At 74.7% G+C, this 20,610-nt stretch carries 1 protein-coding gene; it reads right to left on the reverse strand.

Annotation, left to right across the window (positions count from 1 at the left end):
- Window positions 1–9: 9 nt before the first annotated feature.
- The gene (locus ACH442_RS43900; protein WP_396344114.1) at window positions 10–20,550 is read right to left on the reverse strand and encodes an SDR family NAD(P)-dependent oxidoreductase; all 20,541 of its coding nucleotides are present in this window, start codon (window positions 20,548–20,550) and stop codon (window positions 10–12) included.
- Window positions 20,551–20,610 lie beyond the last annotated feature (60 nt).

Raw genomic sequence — 20,610 nt, forward strand, 5'->3', positions numbered from 1 at the left:
CGGGGTCATTCAGGAGATTCCGAATTCCTTGCCGAGCAGGTCGAACATCTCGTCGTCGGTGGCCGTCTCCAGCTCCTGCGCCAGGCCAGCACCGCCGCCCGGCCCGCCCTGCCAGGCGGTGAGCAGGCCGGTCAGCCGCGCGGTCACCCGGGACCGCTCGGCGTCGTCGGCCGTGGTCGCGCGCAGCCCCTGTTCCAGCTGATCCAGCTCGGCCAGCAGGGCCACGACCGGGGACACCACCTCGGGGCGCAGCTGCTCGGCGAGGTGCCCGGCCAGCGCGGCGGCGTTCGGGTAGTCGAAGACCAGCGTCGAGGGCAGCCGCAGGCCGGTCACCGTCATCAGCCGGTTGCGCAGGTCGACCGCGGTGAGCGAGTCGAAGCCCAGCTCCTGGAACGCCCGGCCGGGCGGGACCGCGCTGCTCGACTCGTGGCCGAGCACCGCCGCGACCTGCGCCTGAACGGTTTCCAGCACGATCCGGTCCTGATCCTCGGCGGCCAGCCCGGCCAGGCGCGCACCGAGCAGCGGCCCGGTCGGGGCGGCGGTCTTGCGCGGGGTCCGGACCAGGCCCGACAGCAGTGGGGGCAGCAGGCCGGCCTCGGCCGCCTGCCCCAGCGCGGCCGGGTCGAGGCCGAGCGCCGCGACCACCGGACTCTGCGTGGCGACCGCGGCGTCGAAGGCCGCGAGGCCCTGCTCGGCGGTGAGCGGCACGATGCCGCCGGCCCGCATGCGCCGCCGTTCGGCGTCGCCCAGCGTGCCACCCATACCGGCGTCCCACAGGCCCCAGACGATCGAGGTGGCCGGGACGCCCTCGGCGCGCAACTGTTCCGCGTAGGCGTCCAGGAACGCGTTGGCCGCCGCGTAGTTGCCCTGCCCGGCGTTGCCGAACAGGCCGGCCGCCGAGGAGAAGAACACCAGCGCGGTCAGATCCTTGGTCGCGGCCACCAGATTCCTGGCCGCGTCCACCTTGGCCCGGAACACGGCCTGCAGCCGCTCCGGCGTCAGATCCGCCAGCAACGCGTCGTCGAGCACACCAGCCGCGTGCACCACCGCCGAGACCCGCTCACCGGCCAGCGCCGACGCCACCGCGTCCGCATCACCCAGATCACAGGCCACCGCCCGTACCGAAGCGCCCTCGATGTGCGTCGGCTTCGCCGACCGCGACACCAGAATCATTTCGCGTACGCCATGCGCCCGCACCAGATGTTCGGCCACCAGACGCCCGAGCGTGCCGGTCGCACCGGTCACCACGACCACACCGTCCCCGAAGTCCGGGGCGGCATCGGCCCGCCGCCGCGACAGGCGGGGAACCAGCACGTCGCCGCCGCGGACCCGCGCCTGCGGGACCGGGTAGAACGTGTTGTCCGGCCCGTCGAGCAGGAAGATCCGGCCCGGGTTCTCCGACTGCGCGGTGCGGACCAGCCCCCACAGCGCGGCCGCGTCCGGGTCGTCGCCGGACGTGCGGACCACCAGCCGGGACGACGCCCACGCCGGGTCGGCCAGCCAGTCCTGCAGCAGGGCCAGCAGAGTGCCGGCCCGGTCGAGAGCGGTGCCGGGTGCGGTCGCGTCGACGACGAGCGTCTCGACCGGCTCGGGCAGCGGGTCACCCAGGCGGATCGCGGGGGCGGGCACGCCGTCGACCCGCTGCGGCACCCAGTCGATGCCGTACAGGAGCCGGTCGGCGGCTCCGCCCAGCTGCGCCGGCGCGACCGGGCGCAGGGCCAGGCCGTCGACGGTGGCGACCGGGGCGCCGTCGCCGTCGGCGAGGACGATCCGGACCGTGTCGGTGGCGCCGGTCGGGGTGATCGCCACGCGCAGTGCGGTCGCCGCCGGTCGGCCCGGCGCCGGGTGGACGCCGGTGAAGCCGAACGGCAGGCGGGTGCCCCCCTCGGACGGGAGGGCCCCACCGGCGCCGATGGCGTGCAGCGCGGCGTCGAACAGGGCCGGGTGAAGGGCGTACCCGGAAATCGGCTCGTCGATCTCGACCTCGGCGAACACCGTGCCGTCGTGGCGCCAGACCCGCCGCAGGCCCTGGAAGGCGGGGCCGTAGTCGAGGCCGTCGGCCGCCGCGGCCGGGTAGAAACCGGTCACGTCGATCTCGTCCGCACCGGTCGGGGGCCAGGCGGCCAGGCCGTCCTGAGGCGGAAGGGCATCGCCCGCGACGAGAGCGCCGGTGGCGTTGAGCGCCCACTCCTCGTCGCCGCCGGACCGTGAGTGGATGCTCAGCTCCCCCTCGGCGGTCACGATCACGCGGATCTGCACGCCGCCGGCGTCTTCGACGGTGAGGGGTGCCTGCAGCAGCAACTCGTCGAGGACGGGCCGGTTCACCTGATCGCCGGCGGCCAGCGCCATCTCGACCAGCGCGGTGCCCGGGACGACGGTGCGCCCGCCCACGGCGTGGTCCGGCAGCCAGGGGTGGCTGCGGGCGGTCAGCTTGCCGGTGAACACGCTGTCCCCGGAGGGCAGCGCCACGGCGGCGCCGATCAGCGGGTGCCCGGTGCCGTCGAGGCCCAGCCCGGACGCGTCACCGGCCGGTCCGGTCCGCGGCCGCGGCCAGAACCTGCGGTGGCGGAACGCGTAGGTGGGCACGTCGGCGCGCGGGCCGTCGCCGAGCAGCGCGGCCCAGTCCACGTCCTGCCCGTCGACCCACAGCGCGGCGACCGCGCCCAGCAGGGTCTCCGCCTCGGACCGGCCCCGGCGCAACGCCGCCACCGCGACCAGGTCGGCCTCACGAGCGATGGTGGCCAGCACGGTGTCCGGCCCGAGTTCCAGCACCCGATGACCGCCCAGCCCGGCGATCGTGTCGCCGAAGCGGACCGTGTCACGCACGTGACCGACCCAATAGTCGGCGTCCGGGATCGCCGCGATCGCCGCCCGGAACTCGTCCAGCATCGGGTCCATCAACCGCGAGTGGAACGCGTGACTGGTCCGCAGCCGCGTCGTCCTCCACCCGTACGCCTCCACCGGCGCGATGTCGTCTTCCCGCCCGGCGACCACCACCGACCGCGGACCGTTGACCGCGGCGAGATCGACATCCGGGAACGCGGCACGGACCTCGTCCTCGCAGGCCTGCACCGCCAGCATCACCCCACCGGCCGGCAGCGCCTGCATCAACCGCGCCCGCGCCGACACCAACGTCGCCGCCTCGACCAGCGACAAATCACCACGCGCGTACGCGGCCGTGATCTCACCGATCGAATGCCCGGCGAACACATCCGCCGTGATCCCCCACGAACGGACCAGCGCCAGCAGCGCCACCTCCAACGCGAAGATCGACGGCTGCGCCCACCCCGTCTGATCCGGCTCCAGATCCGGAATCTCCAGCAACGCCGACACCTCGTCGAACGCCTGCGCGAACACCGGGAACGCCTGATACAACTCACGGCCCAGCTCCGCGCGCTGCGAACCCTGACCGGTGAAGACGACCGCCAAGGGCGCCCGGCGGGCCTCACCGCGCAGGAACTCGCCGTCGCCGAACGCGACCGCCCGATGCCGCAGCACCGCCCGGCCGGCCAGCGCCCGCCCGACCTCGCCGGTCCGCTCGACCCGGGCCTGCATCACGTCCAGCGCGTCCGGATCGGCAGCGCTGAGCACGATCGGGGTCACCGGCAGCGTGGCCAGCTCGGCGGCAGCGGGCTTAAGTGCCGGGGCCTCCAGGATGACGTGCGCGTTCGTGCCGCTGATCCCGAACGACGACACCGCCGCCCGCCGGGGCCGATCCGCCGACGGCCAGTCGCGGGTTTGGGTGAGCAGCTCCACCGCGCCGGCGGTCCAGTCCACCTTTGTCGACGGCTCGTCGACGTGCAGGGTGCGGGGCAGGACGCCGTACCGCATGGCCTGGACCATCTTGATGATGCCGGCGACACCCGCCGCGGCCTGCGTGTGCCCGAGGTTCGACTTGACCGAGCCCAGCCACAGCGGCTCCGACCGATCCTGACCATAGGTGGCCAGCAGCGCCTGCGCCTCGATCGGATCACCCAGCGACGTACCGGTGCCGTGCGCCTCGACCGCGTCCACCTCGGTGGCCGTGATCCGGGCGTTGGCCAGCGCCTGCCGGATCACCCGCTGCTGCGACGGACCGTTCGGCGCGGTCAGCCCGTTCGACGCGCCGTCCTGGTTGACCGCACTGCCGCGGACCACCGCGAGCACCGGGTGACCCAGCCGCTCGGCGTCGGCCAGGCGCTCGACCAGCAGCATGCCGACACCCTCCGACCAACCGGTGCCGTCCGCGCCCTCAGCGAACGACTTGCACCGGCCGTCCGGCGAAAGCCCGCGCTGCCGCGAGAAGCCGATGAACGTGTTCGGCGTGGCCATCACCGTCACCCCGCCGGCCAGCGCGGCCTCGCACTCGCCGTTGCGCAGCGCCTGCACGGCCAGGTGCAACGCGACCAGCGAGGACGAGCACGCCGTGTCGACCGTTACGGCCGGACCCTCCAGGCCGTACGTGTACGACACCCGGCCGCTGGCGATGCTGCCGCCGGTGCCGACGAAGCCCTCGGTCGGCTCGTCGGACGCGCCGAGCACCATCGCGTAGTCGTTGTACATCACGCCGACGAACACGCCGGTCCGCGAGCCGCGCAGCCCCAGCGGGTTCATCCCGGCCCGCTCGAACGCCTCCCACGACGTCTCCAGCAGCAGCCGGTGCTGCGGATCCATGGCGAGCGCCTCGCGCGGCGAGATCCCGAACAGGCCGGGGTCGAAGTCGGCCGCGCCCGGCAGGAAGCCGCCCTCCCGCGAGTAGGAGGTGCCGGGGTGATCCGGATCAGGGTGGTACAGGTTCTCCAGGTCCCAGCCACGGTCGTCGGGGAACGGCACGATGCCGTCCCGTCCAGACTCGACCAGGTCCCACAACTCGTCGGGGCTGCTCACCCCACCCGGGAAGCGGCAGGCCATGCCGACGATCGCGATCGGCTCGTCGGAGAGCGCCGCCACGGTGACCGCGACGGTGGTGTCCTGCTCCTCACCGGCGATCTCCACGGTCAGGTACGCGGCCAGCGACTCGGCGTTCGGGTAGTCGAAGACCAGGGTGGACGCCAGCCGCAGCCCGGTGACGGTGGCCAGGCGGTTGCGCAGCTCGACCGCGGTGAGCGAGTCGAAGCCCAGTTCCTGGAAGGCGCGCCCGGCCTCGACCGCTTCCGGCCCGGCGTGCCCGAGCACCGCGGCGACGTGCGTGCGGACCAGGTCGAGCACGGCCCGTTCGCGCCGCTCGACGGGCATCGCCGCGAGCCGGCGGGCCCAGCCGCTGTCCTCGGTCCGGCGCACCGGCACGCGGACCAGCCCGGCCAGCATCGGCGGGAGCAGGCCGGCCGCGGCGGCGTCACGCATCGGCGCGAGGTCCAGGGCGAGCGGCGCGATCGTGGCGCGCCCGCTGCCGAGCGCCGCGTCGAACGCGGCCAGGCCCTGCTCGGCGGTCAGCGGCACGATGCCGCCCTGCCGGGCCCGCGCCTTCTCGGCCTCGCCCAACTCGCCGCCCATGCCGGCTTCCCACAGGCCCCAGACGATCGAGGTGGCCGGGACGCCCTCGGCGCGCAGCTGTTCCGCGTAGGCGTCGAGGAACGCGTTGGCCGCCGCGTAGTTGCCCTGACCGGCGTTGCCGAACAGGCCGGCCGCCGAGGAGAAGAACACCAGCGCGGTCAGATCCTTGGTCGCGGCCACCAGATTCCTGGCCGCGTCCACCTTGGCCCGGAACACGGCCTGCAGCCGCTCCGGCGTCAGATCCGCCAGCAACGCGTCGTCGAGCACACCAGCCGCGTGCACCACCGCCGAGACCCGCTCACCGGCCAGCGCCGACGCCACCGCGTCCGCATCACCCAGATCACAGGCCACCGCCCGTACCGAAGCGCCCTCGATATGCGTCGGCTTCGCCGACCGCGACACCAGAATCATTTCGCGTACGCCATGCGCCCGCACCAGATGCTCGGCCACCAGACGCCCGAGCGTGCCGGTCGCACCGGTCACCACCACCGCGCCGTCCCCCAGGTCGGGCGGGCCGCCCGCACCGACCCGGGCCAGGCGCGGAACGAAGACCTCGCCGTCCCGGACCCGCGCCTGCGGCACCGGGTAGAACTCGTCGCGCGGACCGTCCAGCAGATGGATCCGATCGGGGTGCTCGGACTGGGCGCTGCGCACGAGTCCCCACAGTGCGGCACCGTCCGGGTCGTCGCCGGACGTGCGCACCACCAGCCGGGACGACGCCCACGCCGGGTCGGCCAGCCAGGTCTGCAGGAGCGTCAGCAGGGCGCTCGTCCGTTCGATGGCCGAACCCGGCGCGGTCGCGTCGACCACGAGCGTCTCGACCGGCTCGGGCAGTTCCTGACCGAGGATGATCGCGGGGGCGGGACGGCTCTCGACGTCCTGGCGCACCCACTCCACACCGAACAGCAGCCGGGCGGCGGCGTCCTCGGCGCGCACCGCGGCGATCGGGCGCAGCACCAGTCCGCCGACCTCGGCGACCGGGGTGCCGGACTCGTCGAGCAACACGATCTGCACCGCGTTCCCGGCGGGCCGCAGAACCGCTCGGACGCGGGCGCCGGCCGGGCCGGTCATCCGGAAGCCGGTGAACGCGAACGGCAGCCGCGTCTCCCCGTCGGTGAACACGCCGCCCGCGCCGATGGCGTGCAGCACCGCGTCGAACAGCGCCGGGTGCACGCCGTACCCGCCGGTCGTGTGGTCGAGCTCGACCTCGGCGAAGACGTCGTCACCACGCTTCCAGACCGCCCGCAGGCCCTGGAAGGCCTCGCCGTAGACCAGGCCACCGGCCGCGGTCTCGGCGTAGAACCCGTCCAGTTCGATCGGGTCGGCGCCGGCCGGGGGCCACTCCCCCGGCGTCTCGGACGCGATTTCGCCGGCGGACGCCAGCACACCGGTGGCGTGCGTGATCCACGGCTCGTCCTCGTCGGCCCGGGCGTGGACGGTCACCGGGCGGCGCCCGTCCGCATCCGGCCCGGCCAGGGTGACCCGCAACTGGACACCGCCGCGCTCGGGGACCGGCAGCGGCGCCTGCAACAGCAGTTCCTCGACGACCGGGACGCCGGCCCGGTCACCGGCGGCCCGGACCATCTCGGCGAACGCGGTGCCGGGAACGATCACCCGGCCCTGGACGACGTGCCCGGCCAGCCACGGGTGGGTACGCCGCGAGAGCGACCCGGTGAACAGCGTCGTCGCGGTGTCCGGCGCCTCGATCGCCGCGCCGAGCAGCGGATGCCCGGTGTCGGCCAGTCCGAGGCCGCTCGCGTCGCCGCGGTTGCCGGTCCGCGGACGCGGCCAGTACCGCGTGTGCTGGAAGGGGTAGGTCGGCACCGGCGCGACCGGGCCGTCGCCCACGACGGCGGCCCAGTCGACGTCCTGCCCGTCGACCCAGAGCTCCGCCACCGCCGTGAGCAGCGTTTCCACCTCGTCGCGGCCCCGGCGCAGGGCGGCAACGGCGACCAGGTCGGCCTCCCGGGCCAGCGTGGCCAGCACGGTGTCCGGGCCGAGTTCGAGCACCCGGTCCGCGTCGAGGGCGGCGAGCGTGTCGGCGAAACGGACCGTGTCGCGCACATGGTGGACCCAGTGGTCAGCGTCCGGGATCGCCGCGATCGCCGTCCGGAAGTCGTCCAGCATCGGGTCCATCAGCCGCGAGTGGAACGCGTGGCTGGTCCGCAGCCGGGTCGTCTTCCACCCGTGCGCCTCGACCAGGACGACGTCGTCTTCCGGTCCGGCGACGACAACCGATCGCGGACCGTTGACCGCGGCCAGGTCCACGTCGGGGAACGCGGCGCGGACCTCGTCCTCGGAGGCCTGCACGGCCAGCATCACGCCACCGGGCGGCAATGCCTGCATCAGCCGGGCCCGGGCCGAGACCAGCGTCGCAGCTTCCGGCAATGACAGGTCACCGCGCGCGTAGGCCGCGGTGATCTCGCCGATCGAGTGGCCGGCGAACTCGTCCGCGGTGATGCCCCACGAGCGGACCAGCGCCAGCAGCGCCACCTCCAGCGCGAAGATCGACGGCTGCGCCCACCCGGTCTGATCCGGCTCCAGGTCCGGGATGTCCAGCAGCGCCGACACCTCGTCGAACGCCTGCGCGAACACCGGGAACGCCTGATACAGCTCCCGGCCCATCTCGGCGCGCTGCGAGCCCTGGCCGGTGAAGACGATCGCCAGCCGGCCGGGGGATGCGACACCCTCGGTGGTGGTGTCGCCGAGGACGACAGCGCGGTGCCGCATGACCGGACGCCGGATCAGCGTCCGGGCTACGTCGGGCGCCGGGGCGTCGAGCCCGCGCACCAGGTCGGTGTAGGCCCGGAGCCCGTCCTCGGTGGCGGCGCTGACCGCCACCGGCGCGGTGCGGTTCTGCGGGGAGGTGGCCGGCTCGGTGGCCGGGCCGGCTTCGAGGATGACGTGGGCGTTGGTGCCGCTGATGCCGAACGAGGACACCGCCGCCCGCCGGGGCCGGTCCACCGACGGCCAGTCGCGCGGTTCGGTGAGCAGTTCGACCGCGCCCGTGGTCCAGTCCACCTGCGAGGACGGCTCGTCGACGTGCAGGGTGCGCGGCAGGACGCCGTACCGCATGGCCTGGACCATCTTGATGATGCCGGCGACACCCGCCGCGGCCTGCGTGTGCCCCAGGTTCGACTTGACCGAGCCCAGCCACAGCGGCTCCGACCGATCCTGACCATAGGTGGCCAGCAGCGCCTGCGCCTCGATCGGATCACCCAGCGACGTACCGGTGCCGTGCGCCTCGACCGCGTCCACCTCGGTGGCCGTGATCCGCGCATTGGCCAGCGCCTGCCGGATCACCCGCTGCTGCGAGGGACCGTTCGGCGCGGTCAGCCCGTTGGACGCGCCGTCCTGGTTGACCGCACTGCCGCGCACGATCGCGAGCACCGGGTGACCCAGCCGCTCGGCGTCGGCCAGGCGCTCGACCAGCAGCATGCCGACACCCTCCGACCAGCCGGTGCCGTCGGCGCCCGCGGCGAACGATTTGCACCGGCCGTCGGCCGAGAGCCCGCGCTGCCGGGAGAAGCCGATGAACGTGTTCGGGGTGCCCATCACCGTCACCCCGCCGGCCAGCGCGGCCTCGCACTCGCCGTTGCGCAGCGCCTGCACAGCCAGGTGCAGCGCCACCAGCGACGACGAGCACGCCGTGTCGACGGTGACGGCCGGGCCCTCCAAGCCGAAGGTGTACGACACCCGGCCGCTGGCGATGCTGCCGCCGGTGCCCATGAACCCCTCGGCGCTGTCCTCCGAGGCGCCGAGCACCATCGCGTAGTCGTTGTACATCACGCCGACGAACACGCCGGTCCGCGAGCCGCGCAGCCCCAGCGGGTTCACCCCGGCCCGCTCGAACGCCTCCCACGACGTCTCGAGGAGCAGCCGGTGCTGCGGGTCCATCGCCAGGGCCTCACGTGGCGAGACGCCGAACACGGCCGGGTCGAAGTCACCGGCGTCGTAGAGGAAGCCGCCCTCGCGGGTGTAGGACGTGCCCGGGTGGTCGGGGTCCGGGTGGTAGAGGTTCTCGACGTCCCAGCCACGGTCGTCGGGGAACAGGCCGACGCCGTCGCGGCCACCGGCGACCAGGTTCCACAGCTCGTCCGGGTCGGTCACGCCACCCGGGAAGCGGCAGGCCATGCCGACGATCGCGATCGGCTCGTCGGAGAGCGCCGACGCGGTGACCACCGGCGCGCGGTCGGCGCCCGCCCCGGACAGCTCCGCGGCCAGGTGCTCGGCGAGCGCCGTCACGTTCGGGTAGTCGAAGATCAGCGTGGACGGCAGCCGCAGCCCGGTCACCGTGGCAAGGCGGTTGCGCAGCTCGACCGCGGTCAGCGAGTCGAAGCCGAGCTCACGGAACGGCATGTCCGCGTCCAGCAGCGCGCCGTCGGCGTGCCCGAGCACGGCGGCGACGTGCGTGCGGACCAGTTCGAGCAGGATCCGGGTGCGATCGGTCTCGGACAGTCCGGCGAGCTGGGTGGCGAAGGCGCCCTCCGCCCCCGCGCGCCGGTCCGGCGCCGGGACCAGCGTGCGCAGCAGCGGCGCGACCTGGTGATGGGTACGCAGCGCGGCCAGATCGAGCCCGATCGGCGCGATCATGGCGCGCCCGCTGCCGAGCGCCGCGTCGAACGCGGCCAGGCCCTGCTCCGCGGTCAGCGGCACGATGCCGCCCTGCCGGGCCCGCGCCTTCTCGGCCTCGCCCAACTCGCCGCCCATGCCGGCTTCCCACAGGCCCCACGCGAGAGAGGTCGCCGGGATGCCCTCGGCGCGCAACCGTTCCGCGTAGGCGTCCAGGAATGCGTTGGCCGCCGCGTAGTTGCCCTGACCGGCGTTGCCGAACAGGCCGGCCGCCGAGGAGAAGAACACCAGCGCGGTCAGCCCGCTCGTGGCGGCGACGATGTTGCGAGCCGCGTCCACCTTGGCCCGGAACACCGTCCGCAGCCGCTCCGGCGTCAGATCCGCCAGCAGCGCGTCGTCGAGCACACCGGCCGCGTGCACCACCGCCGAGACCCGCTCACCGGCCAGCGCCGCCGCCACCGCGTCCGCATCACCCAGGTCACAGGCCACCGCCCGTACCGAAGCTCCCTCGATGTGCGTCGGCTTCGCCGACCGCGACATCAGAATCATTTCGCGTACGCCGTGAGCCCGCACCAAATGCTCGGCGACGAGCCCGCCGAGCGTGCCGGTCGCCCCGGTCACCACGACCACACCGTCGCCCAGGCCGGGCGTCCCGGTCGCGGCCACCCGGACCAGCCGCGGGACCAGGACGTCCTCGTCCCGCACCACCGCTTCCGGCACCGGCACGGCCACGTTCTCGGCCGCGTCGACCAGGTGGAGCCGCCCGGGGTGTTCGGCCTGGGCGCTGCGCACGAGACCCCAGAGCGCGGCGCCGTCCGGGTCGGTGATCCGGTCACCGGCCGCGCCGTACGTGCGCACCACGATCCGGGACTCGCCGTCCCACGCCTGCAGCGTCGCCAGCAGGGCAGCCGTCCGTTCCACGGCCGGGCCGGGAGCCGAGGCGTCCACGACGACCAGCGGGAGACCGGGCGGTAGCTCGTCACCGAGCGCGACGACCGGCGCCTCGTCGGCCGTGGCGTCGGCCGGCACCCAACGGACCGCGAAGAGCAGGCGGTCGGCGTTGGTGAGCTGCGCGTTGTCGACCGTCCGCAACGTCAGGCGCCCGACCTCGGCGACCGGGAGTCCGGAGCTGTCGGCCAGGTCGACGCGCACACTGTCCGGGGCGGCACCGGGGGTGAGCCGGACCCGCAGCAACGGCCCACCCGGGCGGAACGACCGGGTGGCGGCGAACGTGAACGGCAGCCGCACGCCGTGCGAGGGCAGCAGGCCGCCGGCCCCGACCGCGTGCAGGGCGGCGTCGAACAGGGCCGGGTGCAGGCCGTACCCGGTGATCGCCTCGTCGTTGGCGACCTCCGCGAACACCTCGTCACCGCGGCGCCACACCCGGCGCAGGGCCCGGAACGACGGCCCATAGGTCATGCCGGTCTCGGCCAGGGACGCGTAGAAGTCGCCGATCGGCACCTCATCGGCGCCCGCGGGTGGCCACGCCACCAGACCGGCCGGCTCCGGACTGCCGTCGGCCGACGCCGAACCGGTGGCGTGGAGGGTCCACGGCTCGGACTCGTCGGCGCGGGCGTGCACGGTCACCGGCCGTACCTCCGGGCCGTCACCGATGGTGACGCGGACCTGGACGCCGCCGTCGGCCGTGAGGGTCAGCGGCGTCTGGAGCAGCAACTCGTCGAGAACGCCGGCGCCGGCCCGGTCCGCCGCGGCCAGCACCATCTCCACCAGGGCAGTGCCGGGAACCACGATCCGGTCCAGGACGACGTGGTCCGCGAGCCACGGATGCGTGGTGACCGACAACCAGCCGGTCAGGACGGTCGCGGCCGAGTCGGGCAGCTCGACGGCCGCGCCGACCAGCGCGTGCCCGGTTCCGATCAGGCCCAGCCCGGCCGGGTCGGTGACGTGACGGCCGGGGCGCGGGCGCGGCCAGTACAGCGCGTGCTGGAACGCGTAGGTGGGCAGATCGACGCGCGAACCCTCGCCGACCACCGCGGCCCAGTCGACGTCCTGCCCGTCGACCCAGAGCTGGGCGACCGCGCCGAGCAGCGTGCTCACCTCGTCCCGGCCCCGGCGCAGCGCCGCCACCGCGAAGATGTCGGCTTCACGAGCGAGCGTGGCGAGCACGGTGTCCGGCCCCAGTTCGAGCACCCGCTCGGCGCCCAGCCCGGCGATCGTGTCACCGAAGCGGACCGTGTCACGTACGTGACCGACCCAGTAGTCGGCGTCCGGGATCGCCGCGACCGCCGCCCGGAACTCATCCAGCATCGGGTCCATCAACCGCGAGTGGAACGCGTGACTGGTCCGCAGCCGCGTCGTCTTCCACCCCTGCGCCTCGACCGGCGCGATGTCGTCTTCCAGTCCGGCGACGACTACCGCTCGCGGACCGTTGACCGCGGCGAGATCGACATCGGGGAACGCGGCGCGGACCTCGTCCTCGGAAGCCTGCACCGCCAGCATCACCCCACCGGCCGGCAGCGCCTGCATCAACCGCGCCCGCGCCGACACCAGCGTCGCCGCCTGCGCCAGCGACAACTCGCCGCGCGCGTACGCGGCCGTGATCTCACCGATCGAATGCCCGGCGAACACATCCGCCGTGATCCCCCACGAACGGACCAGCGCCAGCAGCGCCACCTCCAACGCGAAGATCGACGGCTGCGCCCACCCCGTCTGATCCGGCTCCAGATCCGGAATCTCCAGCAACGCCGACACCTCGTCGAACGCCTGCGCGAACACCGGGAACGCCCTATACAGCTCACGGCCCATCTCGGCGCGCTGCGAACCCTGACCGGTGAAGACGATCGCCAGCCGGCCGTCGGTGGCGGCCTTGTGCCGGTCGGCGCTCTCGGCGATGTCGAGCAGGTCGACGACCGTCTGGTCGGCGGTCCGGGCGAGCACGACCGCCCGGTGCGGCAGCGCCGTGCGCCCCGCGAGCGACACCGCCACGTCGGCCCGCGAGACGGTCGGCCGGACGTCGAGGAAGTCGAGCAGCGCGCCGGCCTGCCCGGCGAGCCCCGCGGCGTCGTGCCCGGAGAGCACCAGCGGCACCAGCGCGGGGGTGGGTACGGCCGCCGGCTCCGGGGCGAGCGGCGGCTCCTCGACGATGACGTGCGCGTTCGTGCCGCTGATCCCGAACGACGAGACGCCGGCACGGCGCGGGTGTGTGGTGGCCGGCCACGGCCGCGGCTCGGTGAGCAGCGACACCGCCCCGGCGCTCCAGTCCACCTGACGGGTCGGCTCGTCGGCGTGCAGGGTGCGCGGCAGGACGCCGTACCGCATCGCCAGGACCATCTTGATGACGCCGGCCACTCCGGCCGCGGCCTGGGTGTGCCCGATGTTGGACTTGACCGAGCCGAGCCACAGCGGCGCCCCGGTCCGCCCCTGCCCGTACGTCGCGAGCAGCGCCTGTGCCTCGATCGGGTCGCCGAGCGAGGTCCCGGTGCCGTGCGCCTCGACCGCGTCGACAGCGGTGGCCGCGATCCCGGCGGTGGCCAGCGCCTGCCGGATGACCCGCTGCTGCGAGGGCCCGTTGGGCGCGGTGATGCCGTTGGAGGCGCCGTCCTGGTTGACCGCGCTGCCGCGGACGACCGCCAGCACCGGGTATCCGGAGCGGCGCGCGTCGGAGAGCCGGGCGAGCAGCACCACACCGGCGCCCTCCCCCCAGCCGGTGCCGTCACCGTCGGCCGAGAACGCCTTGCACCGCCCGTCGGCAGCGAGCCCGCGCTGGCGGCTGAACTCGACGAACGCGCCGGCGGTGGCCATCACCGTGACACCGCCGGCCAGGGCCAGGTCGCACTCGCCGGAGCGCAGGGCCTGCGCGGCCAGGTGGATGGCCACCAGCGACGACGAGCAGGCGGTGTCCACGGTGACCGCCGGGCCCTCGAAGCCGAACGTGTAGGACACCCGCCCGGAGACCAGGCTGCCGGCGCTGGCCGCTCCCGCGTAGCCCTCGGCGCCGGTGTCGCCCTGCCGCAGCAGGGTGGCGTAGTCGCCGTAGAGCACGCCCGCGTACACGCCGGTCCGGCTGCCGCGCAGCCGGGACGGGTCGATCCCGGCCCGTTCCATCGCCTCCCACGAGGTCTCCAGCAGCAGTCGCTGCTGCGGGTCCATGGTCACCGCCTCGCGCGGGCTGATCCCGAAGAACCCGGCGTCGAACTGCCCCGCGCCGGTCAGGAAACCGCCCTGCTTGACGTACGAGGTGCCCGGGTGATCGGGATCCGGGTGGTACAGCCGCTCCAGGTCCCAGCCGCGGTCGTCGGGGAAGCCGGCGATGCCGTCACGCCCGTCGGCGAGCAGCCGCCAGAACTCGTCGGGCGTGCTCACCCCACCCGGGTAGCGCAGGCCCATGCCGACGATGACGATCGGGTCGTCCTGATCGGTCGTGGCCATCCGGTCCGGCCCGGCCGGTACCGCGAGCGCGCCGACCAGCTCGCCGCGCAGGAACGTCGCGAGGGCCTGCGGGGTCGGGTAGTCGAAGGTCAGGGTCGCCGGCAGGCGCAGGTCGGTGGCCGCGTTGAGCCGGTTGCGCAGCTCGACGGCGGTCAGCGAGTCGAATCCCAGTTCGCTGAACGCGCGCCCGGCCGGGACGGTGTCCGGCGAGGCGTGCCCGAGCACCGCCGCGACCTGCGTCCGGACCAGGTCGAGCAGCATCCGGTCCTGGTCGGCGACGGCCAGCGCGGCCAGCCGCTGCAGCAGGCCGGTGGCGGTGGCGCCCGCGGCCGTGCGACGGGCCGGCGCCGCGTCGCCGGCCAGCGCGCGCAGCAGCGGCGGCAGGCCGGCGTCACCCTGGCGGGCGCGCAGCACGGTCCGGTCGATCCGGATCGGCACGAGCAGCGGCCGCTCGCTGTCCGGCGCGGCGTCGAACAGAGCCAGGGCCTCGGCCGGCGGCAGCGCCGCGATGCCGCCCCGGCTGAGCCGCCGCTTGTCGACGTCGGTGAGGTTGCCGGCCATGCCGGCCGCGGTGTCCCAGGCGCCCCAGGCCAGCGAGGTGGCGGGCAACCCGCGGCGGCGCCGGGCCGCCGCGAAGGCGTCCAGGAACGCGTTGGCCGCGGCGTAGTTGCCCTGGCCGGGGGTGCCGAGCAGGCCGGCCACCGAGGAGTACACGACGAACGTGTCCGGGTCGGCGCCGAGCGTGGCCTCGTGCAGGTTGACGATCGCGTCCACCTTGGCCCGCAGCACGGTGCCGAGCCGCTCCGGGGTCAGCCCGGTCAGCACGGTGTCGTCGAGCACGCCGGCGACGTGCACGACGGCGCGCACGTCGACGTCGTGCAGCGCCCGTTCCAGGTCGTCCCGGTCGGCCACGTCGCAGCGGACCAGCCGGACCCGGGCGCCGGCCTCGACCAGCTCGGACCACAGCCGGCCGGCGCCGGGCGCGTCGGCGCCGCTGCGGCTGAGCAGCAGCAGGTCGCGCACGCCGCGGTGCTCGACGAGGTGCTTGACCAGCAGGGCGCCGAGCGTGCCGGTGGCGCCGGTGACCACGGTGGTGCCGGTCTCCCGGACCGGGCGCGGCATGATCAGCACGTTCTTGCCGACGTGCCGGCCCTGGCTGACGAAGCGGAACGCCTCGCGGGCGTGCCGGATGTCCCAGGCACGCAGCGGCGGCAGGCGCAGCGCACCGCTGTCGAAGAGCGCGACGATCTCGGTGAGCATCTCCCGGATGCGCTCCGGGCCGGCCTCGAACAGGTCGAAGGGCCGGTAGCGCAGGTGCGCCAGCCCGGCCGGGTCGCGCAGGTCGGTCTTGCCCATCTCCAGGAACCGGCCACCCTCGGGCAGCAGGCTCAGCGACGCGTCGATGAGCTCGCCGGCCAGGGAGTTGAGCACCACGTCGGCGCGGCCGAACGTGGCGGCGAACTCGGGGGTGCGCGAGGAGGCGATCGCGTCGTCGGCCAGGCCGAGCGCGCGCAGGGCGTCCCACTTGGCCGGGCTGGCGGTGGCCAGGACGCGAGCGCCGAGGTGCTGGGCGATCTGGACGGCGGCCGTGCCGACCCCGCCGGCGCCGGCGTGCACGAGCACGGTCTCGCCGGCCCGCACCCCGCCCAGGTCGACCAGGGCGTAGTACGCGGTCAGGAACGCCATCGGGACGGCGGCGGCCTCGGCGTACGTCCAGTCGCACGGCATCCGCACGAGCAGGCGCCCGTCGGTGACCGCGACCGGACCGAACCCGCCGGCGAAGGCGCCCATCACCCGGTCTCCGGGGACCAGGTGGTCCACGCCGGGCCCGACCTCGAGCACCACGCCGGCGCCCTCGCTGCCCATGTCCAGCGGGTTGTCGCTGGGGTAGACGCCGAGCGCGATCAGCACGTCCCGGAAGTTCAGGCCGGCGGCGCGGACCGCGACCCGGACCATGCCCGGTTCCAGCGCCTGCGCCGGCGGCTCGTAGGCGGCCAGCCGCAGGTGCTCCAGGGTGTTGCCGCCGGCGCTCTCCAGCCGCCAGGCCGGCGCGGCGGGCGGGGTCATCGCCGGGTCGGTGAGCGCCCGCACCAGCCGTGGCGTGCTGACGCTGCCGCCGCGAATGATCGCCTGCGCGATGTCACCGGCGGCGACCACCGCGGCCAGCGCGTCCCAGGAGGCCGCGGCGCCGTCCAGGTCGGCCAGCACGATCCGGGCCGGGTATTCGGACTGGGCGGAGCGGAGCAGACCCCAGACCGCGGCGTGCGTCAGGTCGGTGGGTTCCTCGCCGGGGCCGCCGGCGACCGCTCCGGTGGTGGTGACGACCAGGGTGGTGGCGGCCATCCGTTCGTCGGTGATCCAGCGCTGCAGGGCGGACAGGGCCCGCCCGGTGGCGGCGTGCACCCGGCCGGCGAGGCCGGACGTGTCCGCGGCCGGCGCCGGCGGGCAGTCGAGAAGCAGCACGGCGGGGGCGTCGTCGAGGCTGTCGACGTCCGGAAGCGCCCATCGGGTGTCGCCGAGCGCGGCCCAGCCGGACGGGGCCGGCACCGGCTCGACCAGGTGCTCGGCCCAGTCCACGCCGAACAGCGACTGGGCCGGCGCCGGGCGGTCGGCCGCGACCGACCGCATGGCCAGGGAACCGATGGTGACGACCGGCTCGCCCGCGCCGTCGGCCGCGAGCAGGGTGACCCGGTCGGTGCCGGCGGGCGTCAGGCGTACGCGCAGGGTTGTCGCACCGACCGCATGCAGCGTCACGTCGGTGAACGAGAACGCCATCCGCGCACCCGGCTCGGCGCCGGTCCCGGCCAGGGCCACGCCGTGCAGGGCGGCGTCGAGCAGCGCCGGGTGGATCCCGAACCGGGCGGCCTCGCCGGCCGCGGTCGCGGGCAGGGTGATCTCGGCGTAGACCTCGTCGCCGAGCCGCCAGGCGGCGCTCAGCCCCCGGAACGCGGGGCCGTAGCCGAAACCGGCGGTGGACAGCCGCTCGTAGAACCCGTCGACCGGCACCGCCACGGCGCCGGCGGGCGGCCACACCCGCAGGTCGCCGCTGCCGGGGCCGGTGGGCGCGAGGTGACCGGCGGCGTGCAGCGTCCAGGGCTCGTCGGCCACCCGGGAGTGGATGGTGACCGGCCGCCGTCCCGCGTCGTCGGCGGGCCCGGTGACCACCTGCAGCGCGATGCCGCCGGAGTCGCCGACCGCCAGCGGCGCCTGGACGGTGAGCTCTTCCAGCACCGGCGTGCCGGTCTGCTCGCCGGCCCGCAGGGCCAGCTCGACCATGGCGGTGCCGGGCAGCACGGCGGTGCCGAGCACCGCGTGGTCGGCCAGCCACGGATGGGTGGCCACGGTGATCCGGCCGGTGAAGACGCTGATGTCGCCGTCGGCCAGGGTGAGCGCGGCGCCGAGCATCGGGTGATCGGTCGCGGTCAGCCCGAGCCCGGCCGCGTCGACGGTGACCAGATCGGCCGCGGACGGCCAGTACAGCTGGTGCCGGAACGGGTAGGTGGGCAGGTCGAGCCGCCGCTGCGGCCGCTGCGGGTGGAGCGCGGCCCAGGCCACGGTGGATCCGGACGCGTGGATGCGGCCGAGCCCGGTGAGGAACGCGGTCACCTCGTCGCGGTCGCGGCGCAGCAGCGGCACGGCGCCGTCGACCATGGCCGACAGCACCGCGTCCGGGCCCAGCTCCAGGAAGCGGCCGGCGCCGAGCGCGGCGAGCGCGTCCACCGCGTCGGCGAAGCGGACCGGCCGGCGCACCTGGTCCACCCAGTACCGCGGATCGCTCCACTGCCCGACCGCGACCGGGCGGCCGGTGACCGTGGAGACCGCGGCGATCGTCGGCTCGGTGAAGGTGAGACCGCGGACGACCTGCGCGAAGTCGTCGAGCATGGGCTCCATGAGCCGGGAGTGGAAGGCGTGGCTGGTGCGCAGCCGGGTGGTGGTGAAGTCCGACGCCTCGATCGGCGCCAGGTCGGCCTCGGGCCCCGACACCACGACCGAGGTCGGTCCGTTGACCGCGGCGATGTCGACGCCGGGGAACGCGGCCCGTACCTCGGCCTCGCCGGCCTGCACGGCGACCATCACGCCACCCGCGGGCAGCGCCTGCATCAGCCGGCCGCGAGCGACGACCAGCGCGGCCGCATCGTCGAGGGAGAGGACCCCGGCCGCGTACGCGGCGGTGATCTCCCCGATGGAATGACCGGCGACGATCTCCGGGGTGAGCCCGAGCGCGCGCACGGTCTCCAGCAGCGCGACCTCCACGGCGAAGATGGCCGGCTGCGCGTACCCGGTGGTGTGCAGGTCCTCGGAGTCGAGCACGTCGTGCAGCGGACGGTCCAGGTGCCGGTCGACGGCCGCGGCGACGGTGGCGAAGGCGTCGGCGTACTGCGGGAACCGCTCGGCCAGGGCGCGGCCCATGGCGAGTCGCTGCGCGCCCTGCCCGGTGAACAGGAAGGCCAGTTTGCCCGCGGCCGGAACGCCGGTGACCAGGCCGAGGCCGGGCTCGCCGACGGCCAGCGCGGCCAGCGCCGCCTGCAGGGTGTCCCGGTCGTCGGCCAGCACCAGCGCGCGGTGTTCGAGGGCGGCCCGGCCGGTCGCGAGGGCCCAGCCCAGGTCGGCGACCTCGACCTGCGGCTGGTCCTCGAGGTGCGTGTAGAGCTGCTGGGCCTGGGCGCGCAGCGCCTCGGGGTCGCGGGCGGACAGGACCACGGGCACCGGCGCCGGGATCGGCGTGACCGGCTCGGTGGCGGCCGGGACGGGCGGCTCCTCGATGATCATGTGGGCGTTGGTGCCGCTGACGCCGAACGAGGAGACGCCGGCGCGGCGCGGCCTGTCGCCGGCCGGCCACGGCTGGTCGGCGGTGAGCAGTTCGACCTGCCCGGCCGTCCAGTCCACGTGCGGGCTGGGCTGCTCCAGATGCAGCGACTTCGGCATGAGGCCGTGCCGCATGGCCAGCACGGCCTTCAGCACGCCGGCGACACCCGCGGCGGCCTGGGTGTGGCCGATGTTGGACTTGACCGAGCCGAGCCGGGCCGGGCGGCCGGTGGTCCGGTCCTGGCCGTACGTGGCCAGCACCGCCTGCGCCTCGATCGGGTCGCCGAGCCGGGTGCCGGTGCCGTGCGCCTCGATCATCTCGACGTCGTCCACGGACAGCCCGGCGTTCGCCAGCGCCTGCCGGATGACGCGCTGCTGGGAGGGGCCGTTCGGGGCGGCGATGCCGTTGCTGGCGCCGTCCTGGTTGACCGCGCTGCCCCGGATCACGCCGAGGATCGGGTGGCCCAGGCGCTGGGCGCGGGAGAGTCGTTCGAGCAGGACCAGGCCGACGCCCTCGGACAGGCCGATGCCGTCGGCGCGCTCGGAGAACGCCTTGCAGCGCCCGTCGGCGGCGATGCCGCCCTGCCGGGAGAACTCGGTGAACGCGCTCGGGGTGGCCATCACGGTCACGCCGCCGGCCAGCGCCATCGTGCACTCGTCGGTGCGCAGGGCCTGCGCGGCCAGGTGCATGGCGACCAGCGACGACGAGCAGGCGGTGTCGATGGTGACCGCGGGGCCCTCCAGGCCCAGCGTGTACGAGACCCGGCCGGAGATGACCGCGGCGGTGGTGCCGGTGATCAGCAGGCCCTCGGCCGCCTGTACGGAACCGCCGATGAGGCGTACGTAATCCTGGGTGTTGGATCCGATGAACACGCCGGTGCGGCTGCCCTTGAGCGTTCCGGGGTCGATGCCGGCCCGCTCGAACAGCTCCCAGGACGCCTCCAGGACCTGCCGCTGCTGCGGGTCCATGGACAGCGCCTCGCGCGGGCTGACGTCGAAGAACGCGGCGTCGAACTGCCCGGCGCCCTCGAGGAAGCCGCCCTCGGCCGCGTACTCGTCGTCCGAGTCGTAGGCGTCCTCGAGGTCCCAGCCGCGGTCGCCGGGCGCCCGGCCGATCGCGTCGGTGCCGTTGGCGACGAGCCGCCACAGGTCGTCCGGGGTGTGCACACCACCCGGGTAGCGGCAGCTCATCGCCACGATGGCGATGGGTTCCCGGTCGGCGCTCTCGGCCTGGCGCAGACGTTCGCGGGTCTGGTGCAGATCCGCGGTGACGCGCTTGAGATAGTCGAGGAGCTTGTCTTGATCTGCCAACTCGGGCCTCACTGACATCGGTACGCGCGGGGCGCGGGAGATCGACGTGACGGTCCGTCC

The sequence above is a fragment of the Actinoplanes sp. NPDC020271 genome (assembly GCF_044388125.1).
GTDB lineage: Bacteria > Actinomycetota > Actinomycetes > Mycobacteriales > Micromonosporaceae > Actinoplanes.